Genomic DNA, 12,643 nt, shown 5'->3' on the forward strand with positions numbered 1-12,643 from the left:
CCTCTCCGCTCGCGGGGCCGTCACAGCAGCCGCCGGTCGTGCAGGACGTCGTCGATCAGCTTCGCGGCGGTCGCCGGTGTCGAGTCCGGGTTCACACCGGCCGGCGTGTGCCAGGTGCGCTGGACGGCCGATGACACATCGCCGTAGTACGGGGTGATCGGGCGGGGGCCCGCGTCGTTGATGGACTCGCGCATGAGGTCGGCCATCGGATACTTCGCGCGGACGTCCGGGTCGTCGTACACCGAGCCGGTCGCCACCGGATCGCCCAGGCCGAGGAAGCGGATCTTCTGCATCGGCGGCGAGATCAGGCACTTGACCGCCTCGACGGCGAGGTCCTTCTTGGTGCTGAACCTGCTGATGCCGATGTTGGCGCCGCCGATCGGCGGTTTGCTCGGCACGTCGGCCTTGACCCGCGGATACCGCGCCCACGCCACGTCCTGGAGCACGGCGGGGTCCGTCGCGCCGTCGGCGATGTTGCCCTGCAGGGAGGCGTACGCGTACGGCCAGTTGAGCATGAACCCGCCGTTCTCGCCCTGGAAGGTGATCCGCCCGACCTCTTCGTCCGCGGTGGACAGGGCGGGGTCCGCCGCGCTCGAGTTCGCCAGCTTGGCGACGATCCGGGCGGCTTCCCGGCCCTCGGGCGAGTCGATGGAGACGGTGGCGTCGCGGCCGCGCTCGTTGTCACGGATGATCGAGCCGCCGGCGGACTCGATGAGCCCGTTGACCCACACCATGTAGCCCTCGTAGCGCTTGCCCTGCTCCGAGACGATCGTGTTGGTCTTGACCGCTGCGTCGATCATCTGGTCCCAGGTGAAGTTCGGCGAGGTGGGATCGACGCCGGCCTGCTGGGCGACCGACTTGCGATACCAGAGCAGCTGGGTGTTCGCCGAGTACGGCACTCCGACCAGCTTGCCCTTCCACTCGGCGGTCTTGATCGGCGACTCGAGGATGTCGGTCAGCAGCTCCGCGCGCTGCGACTCGGTGAACTCGTGCAGCCATCCGGCGCTGGCCAGCTCCGGGTTGTACGGCGGGTCGATGTTCATGAAGTCGATCGACGGGTCGCCCGCCGCGAGCCGGCGTACCAGCTGTTCGCGCTGGCCGTCCGCGGTCGCCGGGAGCACCGAGATGGCGATCGTGTAACGCCCGCCCGAGTTGCGGCCGCACTGGGCCGCCGCCTCCTGCGTGGCGCCCGTGTTGTCGGGGTTGATGTACCAGTTCAGGGTCCGGGCGCCGCCGACGTCGCCGCCGCAACCGACCAGGGCGGAACAGACGAGGGTGGCCGCGGTGGCCGCCGCCACCGATCTGCGGCGGCCGGCCGTTCTGCTACCGATCACGGCGTGCTCCTTAGCTCGGGTCAGCGCGGGCGATCACCCGCCAGCAGGCCGACGGCGGGCAGGACCAGGCCCGCGTCGGTCAGGTCGCGCAGCAGTCGGCTTAGCGTGGGCCGGGGCATGCCCGCGTGCGCGTCGGGCGCGGCGGCCGGCACGTTCAGCGCGCGCGCCGCCTCGACGGCCAGGTCGGTGATGGCCGCTTCCAGGGCACGCAGCCGCACCTCGCGCGGCCCCTGCCGGGTGCTGGTGCGGAGTTCGTCGTGCTGACGCAGCAGCCGTCGCAGGTCCGTGGCGAGCTGCTCGATCGGTGGGGTGTGCGTACGCGGCGGTTCGTCCCGCCGCCGGGCCACCTGCCACAGGGCCCGGGCGACGCGTGGTGCGTAGAGCGCAACGCCCACGGCCAGCGTGGGCGAGAGCATGATCAGGGCAATCTGTCCGGCTTTGGCGAGGTCCACAGCGGATCCTCAGCGGTGGTGACTGATCGGATGCAACGGCTGACTGCTCGTAGCTTCCGCGCACTGATCGTCGGTGTCAACACTGCTTCGATTTAGCGCGTTGGCACCATCTGAAGGCTTCGGAGAAGTGGGAGCGGGCACGGAATCGCAGTCCACTGTGCATCGGCGCGATCACCGAGCGCTTTCGTCGGCTTCTCGGCATGATGGACACCGAAACCGCCGCGACCGCGCGAGAGGATGGCAACGATGATCTTCATTACCGCGAAGTTCCTCGTCAAACCGGAGTCCGCGCCGCGATGGCCGGAGATCACGGCCGCGTTCACCCGGGCGACCCGGGCGGAGCCGGGCTGCCTGTGGTTCGACTGGTACCGCGGCCTCGACGACCCGGACGAGTACGTCCTGGTCGAGGCGTTCCGTGACGACGCGGCGGGCGCGGCGCACGTGAACTCCGCGCACTTCGCGCAGGCGCGACGGGACCTGCCGCCACACCTGCGGTCGACGCCGCGGATCATCAGCCAGACGGTGGATCAGGACGACTGGTCCGAGCTGGGCGAGCTGGCGGTCGACTGATCGCGCCGGGCGAGCTGGCGGCCCGTGACCGCCGCGAGGACGGCCGGGTGCCACCGGCGGGCGATCTTGCGGTCGCCCGTCCGGTTCGGGTGGACGCCGTCCGAGGTGTCGGTGGCGGTGTCGAAGCCGGTCCACTGGTCCACCACCGAGATCGGGGACCGCGCGGTGGACCGGGACGCGGCCCAGCCGGGCAGGGCGGCGTTCAGTTCGACCACCCGCCGCCCGCACGCGGCGCAGTCCTTCGGCTCCATCGGCAGGATCTGCGCGACGATGATCCTCATCTCCGGGTCGGCCGCGCGCATCTGGTCGACGAGCGTGGTGAAGGCCGCCAGGATCGTCGTGGCCGGACGGTTCCTCCAGACGTCGTTGGTGCCGAGGTGCATCATCACCACCTCCGGCTCGGTGGCCGAGAGCCAGCCCGGGAGCAGTTCCCGCGCCGCCACCTCGGTGGCCAGGTAGCCGCTGTGCCCCTCGTTGTGGCCGTCGTGGGCGAACCCGCAGCGGCGGCCGGGCCTGGTGCCGACGAAGTCCACGCGGTGTGCCGGGAGGCCGCGCCACAGCAGCGCCCGCCAGCAGCCGGGGGAGCCGGTGATCGAATCGCCGAGCGCCATGACCCGCACCGGGCCGCCGCCGCCCGCCGCCCGCCCGGATCGCGCCGGCGCGCCCTGGGCGGTGGACGCCGGCGGCGTGCCGGGTCGCGCCGCCGGCCGGGCCGGGGACTGGGCCCGGCCGACGCTGACCATGGCGAGGGTCGCGGCCGGCACGAGCACCGCCGCGACGACCAGCGGAAGCCCGCGTCGATGCACGGATGTCCTCCCGGGATTCGGGGTCGAAGCGCGAATCCCATTGCCTCACACATCCACCGACCGGCGCGCGGCGATTCGTGAATCCGGTTCCGCTTCTCCCGGCGCTTCGCGACGCGGCGAGAACGTGTAGCTGATCGAGATGATGAAGTCGATCACCACCGCCACGCCCCAGGGCCTCATTACCGACCAGAGCGGCAGGGTCCGCTCCAGATCGCCCACCAGCAGCGTGAAGACGCCCAGGATGGCGGCCGCGGCGGCGTACGACCCAAAGTGCTCCAGCCACTGCCGGCGTACGTGGGCGGCGTGGGCGCGCCCGGCCCGCGGTGGGCGCGGCGGCGGGGGGCCGCCCGCGAAGCGGTGGCTGGCGTGCCGGTCGGCCCAGCGGATCATCCGGTGGCCGAGGACGACCGACACCCCCAGGTAGACCGCGGACAGACCGTGGGCCAGGTGCGCCTCGCCGCCACCTCGCAGGTCGGCGACGGCGATGGCCAGGAGCAGCACGTCCACCAGCGGCACCGACCAGAGCAGGGCCGTGCTCAGCCTCCGGCGTCTGAACAGGTACCGGGCGGCCAGGCCGGCCGCCAGCAGCACCCAGAAACCGACCTCGCAGGCGATGATCGCGGCGATCATGTCGTCCTCCCTTTCTCACACGGTCGTGTTATTACCTTGATAACACACTCGTGCGATAATCGGCACATGCCGAAGGTCGTGGATCACGCCGCCCGCCGCCGGGAGCTGGCCGCCGCGGTCTGGCGCGTCATCGCCCGCGACGGGGTCGCCGAGGTCTCCATCCGGGCGGTGGCCGCCGAGTCGGGGTGGTCCTCCGGCGCACTGCGGCACTACTTCGCCACCCGCGCCGAGCTGCTCGCCTTCGCCTGCGAGGAGGTGATCGCCACGGTCACCCACCGGCTGGAGACCATGAGGCCGGAGGGCACCGTACGCCAGGCAGCGGAGGCACTGCTGCGCGAGACGATGCCCCTGGACGACCGGCGTCACGTGGAGTCGTCGATCGCCTTCGCCTTCCTCGCGCTCGGCCTCGGCGACCCGGAACTCGCCCGGGTCCAGCGCCTGCACTTCAGTGGCATGGCCGGGTTCTGCCTCGAGCTGGCGGGGCACCTGCTGCCGGCGGGCGCCGACCACGAACGCGCGGCCCGGCGCCTGCACGCGGTCGTCGACGGTCTGACCGTGCACGTCCTCGCCGGCCACCTCACCCCGGACGAGGCCGCCGCGGAGCTGTCCGCCTACCTGGACGACCTCGTGCGGGGCTGAGGGTCTCCCGGCGGCAGCAGCGCGCCGGGGCCGAGGCCGCGCAGCGACGCGTCCAGCACCTGGGCGGTGTGTGCCATCGCCACCTGTCCGCCGAGGCGTCGGACCGCGGCGGCGACCTGCATGAGGCACCCCGGATTGGCGGTGACCAGCAGCTCCGCGCCGGTGGCCAGCACCGCGCGGGCCTTGCGCTCGCCCAGCTCGGCCGCCGGCCCGGGATTCAGGACGTTCCACACGCCCGCCGAGCCGCAGCAGATCTCCGGGTCGGCGATCTCCCGTACGGTCAGCTCGGGGATGCCCGCCAGCAGCGCGCGTGGCTGGGAGCGGATGCCCTGGGCGTGCGCGAGATGGCACGCGTCGTGGTAGGCGACGGTGACCGGCAGCGGGTGCCTCCTCGCGACCGGTCCCAGCTCGACCAGCAGCTCCGACAGGTCCCGCACCCGTGCGGCGAAGGCGGCGGCGGGTGCGGCGTACGCGGGGTCGTCGCTCAGCAGTTCGGCGTACTCCTTCATCGCCGAGCCGCAGCCCGCCGCGTTGACCACGACCCGGTCGACGCCCGCGCGGGAGAACGTGTCGACGATGCGCCGGGCGAAGCGCTGAGCCTCGGGCCTGCGCCCGTTGTGGACGCTGAGCGCGCCGCAGCAGCCCTGCGCCGGCGGGATGATGACATCGCAGCCCTCCGCGGCGAGAATTCGGATCGTCGCGGAGTTCACTTCCGGGAAGAACGCGCTCTGCACGCAGCCGGTCAGGACGCCGACGGTGGCCCGCCGTGCGCCGACGGCCGGCACCAGCCGCGGCGGGCGGGGGACCGTCCGCAGGCGCGGGGCCAGCGATTCCACCGTGGCGAGGGTCGGCCCGAGCCGCCGCGTCAGATCGGTGCGGGCGACCAGCCGCCGCAGGCCGCTCGCCTGGTACGCCCGCAGCGGCCCCCGCAGCAACCGCAGCCGCCGCGGGTACGGAAAGAGCGCGAAGATCGCCGCCCGCAGTGCCCGTTGCCGGGGAGTCCGGTCGTGGCGCCGCTCGACCTGCGCCCGGGTGTCCTCGATCAACCGGTCGTAGCGGACCCCGGACGGGCAGGCCGTGACGCACGCCATGCAACCCAGGCACCGGTCGACGTGCCGGACCATCGAGTCGCTCATCGGCTCGCCGTCCAGCCCGGCCTGGATCAGGTAGATCCGGCCGCGCGGCGAGTCCGCCTCCTCACCCCAGAGCGTGTACGTCGGGCAGGTGGGAAGGCAGAAGCCGCAGTGGACGCAGTCGCCGGCGAGGGCGGCGCTGGGCGGGCGGTCGGCGTCGAAGGCGGGTGTGCCGGCGACCGGGCCGAGGACGTCGGGCGGTGCGTCGTTCGTACCCCGGGTGGCGTCGACCATCAGATGCCTCCTACGAAGCGGCCGGGGGCGAAGCGGTGCCCGGGATCGAAGCGGTCCTTGACCCGGCGCATGAGCGACAGCGCCGGCACCGGTCCCCACATGTCGAGGTGCGGGCGGACCGCCTCCGGTGCGGTCAGCACGACGGCGTGCCCTCCGGCGCGGCCGGCGGCGGCCCGCAGCAGCGCGATCGTCTCCGGGATGTCCTCGACGACGTGCGCGTAGAGCACACCCGCTCCCGCCGAACCCCGGATCGTGACCTCCGGCGCGGCCGCCAGCAGCGATGGCACCCCGGACAGCGCGGCGGTGAGCTTGAGGCCGACGCCGTCGCTCGGCCACGGCAGAACGCCCCACCATGGCGGAAGCTCGCCGATCGAGCCTGACAGGCACTTCTCGAGCCGGGCAGCCCGGTCCCGGACCCCCTCGGCGGTGCCCTCCACGAGCACCGCGACGGTGCCAAGGCCGAGGCCGATCCGGTTGATCTCGACCGCGCTGGGCGCCACCTGCTCGGCCCGGACCGCGGCGAGCAGTGCTCCGAGCTCGGCGGCGGGTGCGTCGCGGAGCACCACGGCGCGGGCCGGGGGCACCGGATGCAGGCGGAAGGCGCACTCGGTGATCAGACCGAGGGTGCCGTAGGAGCCGGCGAACAGCTTGCCCAGGTCGTACCCGGCGACGTTCTTGACCACCTTGCCGCCGGAGCGGGTGACCGCGCCGTCCGGCCGGACCACCGTCATGCCGATGATCAGGTCGCGGGCCGTGCCGTAATGCAGGCGGCGCGGGCCGCTGGTGCCGGCCGCGACCGCGCCGCCCACGGTGGCGCCGGGCAGCGGTGAGTCGAGGGCGAGCTGCTGGGTGCCGAAGTCCAGCTCGTCGAGGGGAGTGCCGGCGCGCACCACGGCGATCAGGTCACCGGCCGCGTGCTCCACGACGCCGCGCAGGCGGTGGGTGTCGACGATGAGGTCGAGCCGGCCCGGCGGCATTCCCCAGTCCAGCTTGGTGCCGCCGCCACGGATCACCACGGCCAGGTCTTCCGCCGCGGCCGCGCGCAGCACGGACGACACTTCCTCAGTGGAGGCCGGCGCGACCACGAACCGGGCCCGGCGGCCCGCGACCACATCGTCGTCGGTGGCGGGTTGCCAGCCCATCAGAAGATCTCCGCGGCGCAAGGCGGAGCGGCGGGAGGCGGATCCGCCGCGTGGTGCCGGCGCGGCACCTCGCCGCACAGGCGCGGGGTGGGGAAGATCTTTCCGGGGTTGGCCAGCCCGGCCGGATCGAACGCGCAGCGCAGCAGGTGCATGGTCTCCAGGTCGTCCGCGGTGAACATCCGTGGCATGTACTTCGCCTTGTCCGCGCCGACGCCGTGCTCGCCGGTGATCGAGCCGCCGTACTCGATGCAGAGGTCGATGATCGCTCCGGACACCTCCTCGGCCCGTTCGGCCTCGCCCTCGGTCGCGGCGTCGAAGAGCACCAGGGGATGCAGGTTGCCGTCGCCGGCGTGGAAGACGTTCGCCACCCGGACACCGCGCGCGTGCGCGACCTCGCCGATGCGGTGCAGCACCTCGGGCAGAGCGGTCCGCGGGATCACGCCGTCCTGGACGATGTAGTCGGGGCTGATCCGGCCCACCGCCGCGAACGCGGACTTGCGGCCCTTCCAGATCAGCGCCCGCTCGCCCGCGTCCGCCGCGATCCGCAGCTCGGTCGCGCCGGCGGCCTCGCAGAGGGCGGTGACCCGCGCGAACTGGGCCTCGACCTCGGCGGCCGGGCCGTCCAGCTCGACGATGAGCACCGCCCCGGCGCCCGGGGGATAACCGCAGGCCACGGCCGCTTCGGCGGCCTCGATCGCGAGGGCGTCCATCATCTCGATCGCCGCCGGGACCACCCCGGCGGCGATGATCGCGGAGGTGGCGGCGCCGGCCTGGTCGGTGGTCGCGAAGGCGGCGAGCAGCGTACGAACGGATTCCGGCAACCGGGTCAGGCGTACGGTGACCCGGGTCGCGACCCCCAGCGTGCCCTCCGACCCGACGAACGCGCCGAGCAGGTCGTAGCCGGGCGTGTCCGGCGCCCGCCCACCCAGCTCGACGACCGTCCCGTCCGGCGTGACGATCTCCGCGCCGAGCACGTGGTTAGTGGTGAAGCCGTACTTCAGGCAGTGCGCGCCGCCGGAATTCTCCGCGACGTTGCCGCCGATCGAACAGATCTGCTGGCTCGACGGATCGGGCGCGTAATAGTAGCCGTGCGGCGCGGCCGCCGTGCTCACGTGCAGGTTGATCACGCCGGGCTCGACGACCGCCCGTTCGTCCTGCGGCGCGATCTCGACGATCTCGCGCATCTTCGAGGTCACCACGAGCACCCCGTCGGCGTGCGGGAGCGCGCCGCCCGACAGGCCGGTGCCCGAGCCCCGGGCCACGAACGGCACGCCGGCCGCGGCGCACGCCCGGATGGTCACGGCGCACTCGGTCGCGTCGCGGGGCAGCACGACGAGCCCGGGCGTGACCTTGTAATGGGCGAGGCCGTCGCACTCGTAGGTCCGCAGTTCCTGGCGGTCCGACACGATCCGGTCGGCGCCCAGCGCGGTCCGCAGCGTGGCGGCAAGCTCCTCGAGCGAAGTCATCGGCGACCTCCCTGGGGGACAACTTAGCAAGGCCGGCAAGACATCGACGTACGTCATTACCGCAACAGAAAGTTTATCTATGAACGTCTATGTTCCCGTACAGTCTCGGTCGTCTGGAGAGATCCCCCAGGCCGATCCCAGGAGGCTTGCGTGCGCATACGTAGACGGTCCGCCGTCGCCGGAATCCTCGCCGCTACCACGATGATCGCGTCCGCGCCCCTCGGCGCGAGCGCGGCGCCCTCCCACCCGTCACCCGCCGCGGCCACGCCGCTGACCGGCGAGCACCTCGACGAGGAGTACTCCTTCGTCGACAACCGCGGCGGCCCCGCCGCGCCCACCTCGGCCCAGCGCGCCCTCGTCCGCGACGCCAACATCGTCACCCGGTGGAACAAGCTCGGCACGCCGGCGTCGGTCACCGCGCTCAAGGGCAGGCTCGCCACCGGGCCGGCGGGTAACGCCGACACCGTGGCCCGCCGTTACCTCAAGAACAGCCTCGGCCTCTTCGCGCTGCGCCGGGCCGCGGTCGACGACCTCGAGACCGTCGCCACCACGAAGGTCGGCGACGGCACCGTCGTGCTGTTGCGTCAGCGCTACGGAGGCCTGCCCGCCGCTCACGACGGCCTGGTCGCCGTCGCGGTCAAGGGCGGCGACGTCCTGCGGGTCACCTCGTCGCTGAGCCCGCGAACGGCCGCGCCCACCGCGGCCCGTCTGCAGCCCGAGGACGCCCTCGCCGGAGCCCTCGCCGACGCGAAGATCCCGCGCGAGAAGCTCGCCGACTCGCGGGTGCGGCTGGTGGCCGTGCCGATGCCCGGCGCCGAGCCCCGCGCGGCCTACGAAGTGGTCGTCATGGCGAACGACGCCGACCACCCGCTGGCCTACACGACCTATGTGGACGCGATCGACGGCCGGATCCTCGTACGCGAGAACCTGGTGAACTTCGCCGAGAACGACCCGCACTGGAAGGTCTTCCCGGCCACGCCGCCCGCGGGCGGCGCGGACGTCCGGCAGACGTGGTGCGTCACGACGGCCACCGGCTGCACCCGGCAGGTGCTCGACCCGGCCACCGGCAAGGCGTGGGACGTCGACGCCACCACCGGCACGTCGAGCCTCACCACGATGGGCAACTCGGCCGAGACCGTGCGGCTGTGGGGCAACGGCAACCCCGCGGTGCCCGCCGCCGCCAAGGCCGACCGGGAGTACGTCTACCCGTTCACCAACCAGTGGAACGCCAGCAAGTGCGACCCGAACTCGCTGACCACGCCCGAGCAGGCGGACGCCGACGCGGCCACCGCCAACCTGTTCGCGATGCACAACCGGATGCACGACTGGTCGTACCGGCTCGGCTTCACCGAGGCGACCTGGAACCTGCAGAAGGTCAACACCGGCGCGTACGGCAAGGCCGCCGACGCCGAGCGCGGCAACGCCCAGCAGGGCGCGGCCACCGCGACCACCCGCAACAACGCCAACCAGGCCACCCCGCCGGACGGCATGCAGCCGACCAGCAACATGTACATGTGGCAGCCGTTCGCCGGCGCCGCGTACCCGCCGTGCGTCGACGGTGACTTCGACATGACGGTCATCGGGCACGAGTACGGCCACGCCATCAGCAACCGCATGATCGCCGGCCCGGACAGCGGCATCGCCTCGTCGCAGGGCGGCGCGATGGGGGAGAGCTGGTCGGACCTGCTCGCGATGGAGTACCTGTTCGAGAGCGGCTACGCCCCGCGCGGCAACACGCCGTACGTGACCGGCGGCTATGTGACCGGCGACGTCGTCACCGGCATCCGCAACTACGACATGAGCAACAGCGCCCTGAACTACTCCAACGTGGGGTACGACCGTGGCCCGGCCGTGCACTCCGACGGCGAGATCTGGAGCGCGACGAACTTCGACGTCCGCCGGGCCCTCATCGCCCGCTACGGTGCGGGCACCCGGGCGCAGCAGGAGAGCTGCGCGGCGGGGACCACCCCGGCGACCGAGTGCCCGGGCAACCGGCGCTGGGTGCAGCTCGTCTTCGACTCGTACCTGCTGGCCGCGACCGGCTCGATCAGCATGCTCGACATGCGCGACAACATGATCACCGCGGACGCGTTGCGCTTCGGCGGAGCGAACGCCGACCTGCTCTGGAACGCGTTCGCCGCCCGCGGCATGGGCGCCGGCGCCGCCAGTGGCCCGTCGGACAGCGATCCGGTGCCCAGCTTCGCCTCGCCGTCCGTGGAGAACTCCGAGGTGACGTTCAAGGCTCTCGGCGAGGCCGCCGGCAAGCCGGTCCGCCTCTACATCGGCGACTACGACTTCGGATCGGTCCCGGTCGCCGACACCGACCCGGCCACCGCCCTGCCGGACACCGTGACGCTGGCCCCGGGCACCTACCGCTTCCTGGCGATCGGCGTGGGCTTCGGCCACAAGCGGTTCACCCAGACCGTCTACCCCGGCGTCACCACCGGAGTCGGCGTGGTCATGCCGACGAACCTCGCCTCGGCGGCCTCCGGTGCCACCGTCACCGGCGACGGCGCCGCCCCCGGCCGGCTCGCCGACGACGCCGAGGGCACGGCCTGGACCGCCACCGGCGGCGTGGCCGGCCGCCAGGTCACGGTCGACCTGCCCACGGACGCGCCGAAGCTCGTCTCCCGCGTCCAGCTCAGCGCCTTCCCGGGCGCTGGCGCGCCGACCTCGACCATGTACAGCACGGTGCGCCAGTTCGAGATCCTCACGTGCAACGCGGCGGTGGGCGCGGACTGCGCCAGCGACGCCGGGTACCGGGTGGCGTACACCAGCCCGGTGAACGCCTTCGACACCGGCCAGTTCCGGCCCAAGGTGCCGAACCTGGTGATGAAGTCCTTCTCCGTGCGCCCGACACCGGCCACGCACGTCAAGCTCCGCGTGCTGAGCAACCAGTGCACGGGCAACCCGCTGTACGCCGGCGAGCAGGAGAACGACCCCCGTTCCAGCACCGACTGCACCACCGTCTCCCCGGCGGCGGGGTCGGCGATCGCCGCGGAATTCCAGGTGTTCAGCAGCTGACAGAGACAGCCGTGGGGTGTGCGGTGGCGGCCGCGCACCCCACGGCCGGCGTCGGCTAGGTTGGGCACGTGTCCCACGACGACGACCAGCCGGCCCGGGTCGAGGACGTGCACGAGCTGGCATCGGCCATGCCGCACGTGACCGTCGAGTACGGCACCGGCGACAACCCGGTCTACCAGGTGGGCCGGAAATCCTTCATCTTCTTCCGCAATCCCCGGCCGGACGCGGTCGACCCCGACACCGGGGAACGCTATGCGGACGTCATCGTCTTCTGGGTCGAGTCGGAGGCGGACAAGCAGGCCCTGCTTCAGGACGAGACGTCACCGTTCTTCACGACGGCACACTTCAAGGGCCATCCCTCGGTGTTGCTGCGGGCCTGCCGGGTCGGTGAGCTGACGCGCGGGGAGCTGGCCGAGCTGGTCCAGGACGCGTGGCTGTCCCGCGCCTCGGCGCGTCGGGCGGACGCCTGGCTGAAGGAACACCCCCCGGCCTGACCCCCTCCTCAGCTATTGGCTGAGCAGCTTAGATATTGGCTGAGCAGGGAGGCGGCGTCGAGCATGGCGACGCCCCGCGCGGTCAGCCGTCGCTGCCAGTCCTCCAGGGCTCGGGAGAGCGTCTCCGTGCCGCCCGCCGTGCGGACCTGATGGACCACGGTCGCTATCCGGTCCAATGGGTATCCTCCGCGACGCAGCAGGTGGGCCAGCTCGGCGTCGCGGGTGTCGCTCGCGCGAAACACCCGATAGCCGGTGGTCGGATCGCGCGCGGGGGAGAGGATGCCGGCGCTTTCCCAGATGCGTACGGTCGCCGGAGTAACCCGCAGCCGGCGCGCGAGCTCACCGATCGTCAACACGCCGGAGTCGGCGGCTTTGTCCGGCCCCGGGGGCAGGCCGGCCACCGCTTCGCGTACCGAGGCGAGCGTGTCCCGGTCGCGCAGCAGCTGGCCGTGACCGCGATCGATGACGATGAGCGCGTCGTCGAGCGCGCCACCGTGCAGCGCGTTCATGATCTGGCCGGCGGCCGGGTATCCATGGGCCGCGACGAGCGCCAGATAGGCACGCAACGCGGCCGCGTGAACTCCGGTGTAGACCCGGTAGCCGCTGCGCGTGCGCTCGGCGGGCGGAATGAACCCGTCCCGCTCGTAATTGCGCACCGCCTGGGTCGAGAGCCCATGCTCACGAGCAAGGTCGGCTGGTCGCACGGTTCGAGACTTTAC

Annotated in this window: 12 protein-coding genes; 4 read left to right on the forward strand and 8 right to left on the reverse strand. The window is 72.4% G+C overall.

The genetic code is table 11. From position 1 onward, the window contains the following. Positions 1–20: 20 nt before the first annotated feature. Positions 21–1,334 carry an extracellular solute-binding protein gene (locus AB0M36_RS12505; protein ID WP_364155818.1) on the reverse strand — a complete coding sequence of 438 codons (1,314 nt, stop codon included), beginning with the start codon at positions 1,332–1,334 and terminating at the stop codon, positions 21–23. 20 nt (positions 1,335–1,354) lie between these two features. After that, complete coding sequence (locus tag AB0M36_RS12510; protein WP_364155819.1) at positions 1,355–1,786, reverse strand: hypothetical protein; 432 nt, start codon at positions 1,784–1,786, stop codon at positions 1,355–1,357. Between the two features lie 246 nt (positions 1,787–2,032). On the opposite strand from AB0M36_RS12510, the gene AB0M36_RS12515 reads away from it, so the two are divergent. Further along, entirely contained in the window at positions 2,033–2,356 is a 324-nt protein-coding gene (locus AB0M36_RS12515; protein ID WP_364155821.1) for a putative quinol monooxygenase, read from the forward strand. On the opposite strand, the gene AB0M36_RS12520 is transcribed toward AB0M36_RS12515, so the two are convergent. Together AB0M36_RS12520 and AB0M36_RS12525 are read right to left on the reverse strand one after the other, a co-directional pair. After that, the gene (locus AB0M36_RS12520) at positions 2,314–3,162 is read right to left on the reverse strand and encodes an SGNH/GDSL hydrolase family protein (RefSeq protein ID WP_364155822.1); all 849 of its coding nucleotides are present in this window, start codon (positions 3,160–3,162) and stop codon (positions 2,314–2,316) included. The two genes, AB0M36_RS12515 and AB0M36_RS12520, sit on opposite strands and share 43 nt — an antisense overlap. Positions 3,163–3,207: 45 nt before the next feature. Continuing rightward, positions 3,208–3,792 (reverse strand): hypothetical protein, encoded by a 585-nt coding sequence (locus AB0M36_RS12525; RefSeq protein WP_364155824.1) that lies wholly within the window; start codon positions 3,790–3,792, stop codon positions 3,208–3,210. A gap of 66 nt (positions 3,793–3,858) precedes the next feature. Here AB0M36_RS12525 and AB0M36_RS12530 point away from each other — a divergent pair, with 66 nt between their 5' ends. Continuing rightward, positions 3,859–4,431 (forward strand): TetR family transcriptional regulator C-terminal domain-containing protein, encoded by a 573-nt coding sequence (locus AB0M36_RS12530; RefSeq protein ID WP_364155825.1) that lies wholly within the window; start codon positions 3,859–3,861, stop codon positions 4,429–4,431. On the opposite strand, the gene AB0M36_RS12535 is transcribed toward AB0M36_RS12530, so the two are convergent. The 3 genes from AB0M36_RS12535 to AB0M36_RS12545 are packed head-to-tail and all read right to left on the reverse strand — an operon-like array spanning position 4,404 to position 8,406. After that, complete coding sequence (locus tag AB0M36_RS12535) at positions 4,404–5,798, reverse strand: heterodisulfide reductase-related iron-sulfur binding cluster (protein WP_364155826.1); 1,395 nt, start codon at positions 5,796–5,798, stop codon at positions 4,404–4,406. The two genes, AB0M36_RS12530 and AB0M36_RS12535, sit on opposite strands and share 28 nt — an antisense overlap. After that, complete coding sequence (locus AB0M36_RS12540) at positions 5,798–6,940, reverse strand: FAD-binding oxidoreductase (protein WP_364155827.1); 1,143 nt, start codon at positions 6,938–6,940, stop codon at positions 5,798–5,800. The genes AB0M36_RS12535 and AB0M36_RS12540 overlap by 1 nt, the downstream gene beginning before the upstream one ends. Continuing rightward, positions 6,940–8,406, reverse strand: a complete 1,467-nt coding sequence (locus AB0M36_RS12545; RefSeq protein ID WP_364155829.1) for an FAD-linked oxidase C-terminal domain-containing protein — start codon at positions 8,404–8,406, stop codon at positions 6,940–6,942. Before AB0M36_RS12545 ends, AB0M36_RS12540 begins: the two co-directional genes overlap by 1 nt. A gap of 150 nt (positions 8,407–8,556) precedes the next feature. Here AB0M36_RS12545 and AB0M36_RS12550 point away from each other — a divergent pair, with 150 nt between their 5' ends. Then, positions 8,557–11,430 carry a M36 family metallopeptidase gene (locus tag AB0M36_RS12550; protein ID WP_364155831.1) on the forward strand — a complete coding sequence of 958 codons (2,874 nt, stop codon included), beginning with the start codon at positions 8,557–8,559 and terminating at the stop codon, positions 11,428–11,430. 68 nt (positions 11,431–11,498) lie between these two features. After that, positions 11,499–11,924, forward strand: a complete 426-nt coding sequence (locus AB0M36_RS12555) for an MmcQ/YjbR family DNA-binding protein (protein ID WP_364155832.1) — start codon at positions 11,499–11,501, stop codon at positions 11,922–11,924. A gap of 8 nt (positions 11,925–11,932) precedes the next feature. Here AB0M36_RS12555 and AB0M36_RS12560 read toward each other — a convergent pair whose 3' ends face one another. After that, positions 11,933–12,628 (reverse strand): TioE family transcriptional regulator, encoded by a 696-nt coding sequence (locus AB0M36_RS12560; protein WP_364155834.1) that lies wholly within the window; start codon positions 12,626–12,628, stop codon positions 11,933–11,935. Between the last annotated feature and the right edge of the window lie 15 nt (positions 12,629–12,643).

It is taken from the genome of Actinoplanes sp. NPDC051346 (assembly GCF_040682215.1).
Taxonomy (GTDB): domain Bacteria; phylum Actinomycetota; class Actinomycetes; order Mycobacteriales; family Micromonosporaceae; genus Actinoplanes.

Bases quoted from the DNA above. Each gene is read 5' to 3' on its own strand.
- AB0M36_RS12515 (WP_364155821.1), top strand. From the start codon at position 2,033: ATGATCTTCATTACCGCGAAGTTCCTCGTCAAACCGGAGTCCGCGCCG.
- AB0M36_RS12525 (WP_364155824.1), bottom strand. From the start codon at position 3,792: ATGATCGCCGCGATCATCGCCTGCGAGGTCGGTTTCTGGGTGCTGCTG.
- AB0M36_RS12530 (WP_364155825.1), top strand. From the start codon at position 3,859: ATGCCGAAGGTCGTGGATCACGCCGCCCGCCGCCGGGAGCTGGCCGCC.
- AB0M36_RS12535 (WP_364155826.1), bottom strand. From the start codon at position 5,798: ATGGTCGACGCCACCCGGGGTACGAACGACGCACCGCCCGACGTCCTC.
- AB0M36_RS12540 (WP_364155827.1), bottom strand. From the start codon at position 6,940: ATGGGCTGGCAACCCGCCACCGACGACGATGTGGTCGCGGGCCGCCGG.
- AB0M36_RS12545 (WP_364155829.1), bottom strand. From the start codon at position 8,406: ATGACTTCGCTCGAGGAGCTTGCCGCCACGCTGCGGACCGCGCTGGGC.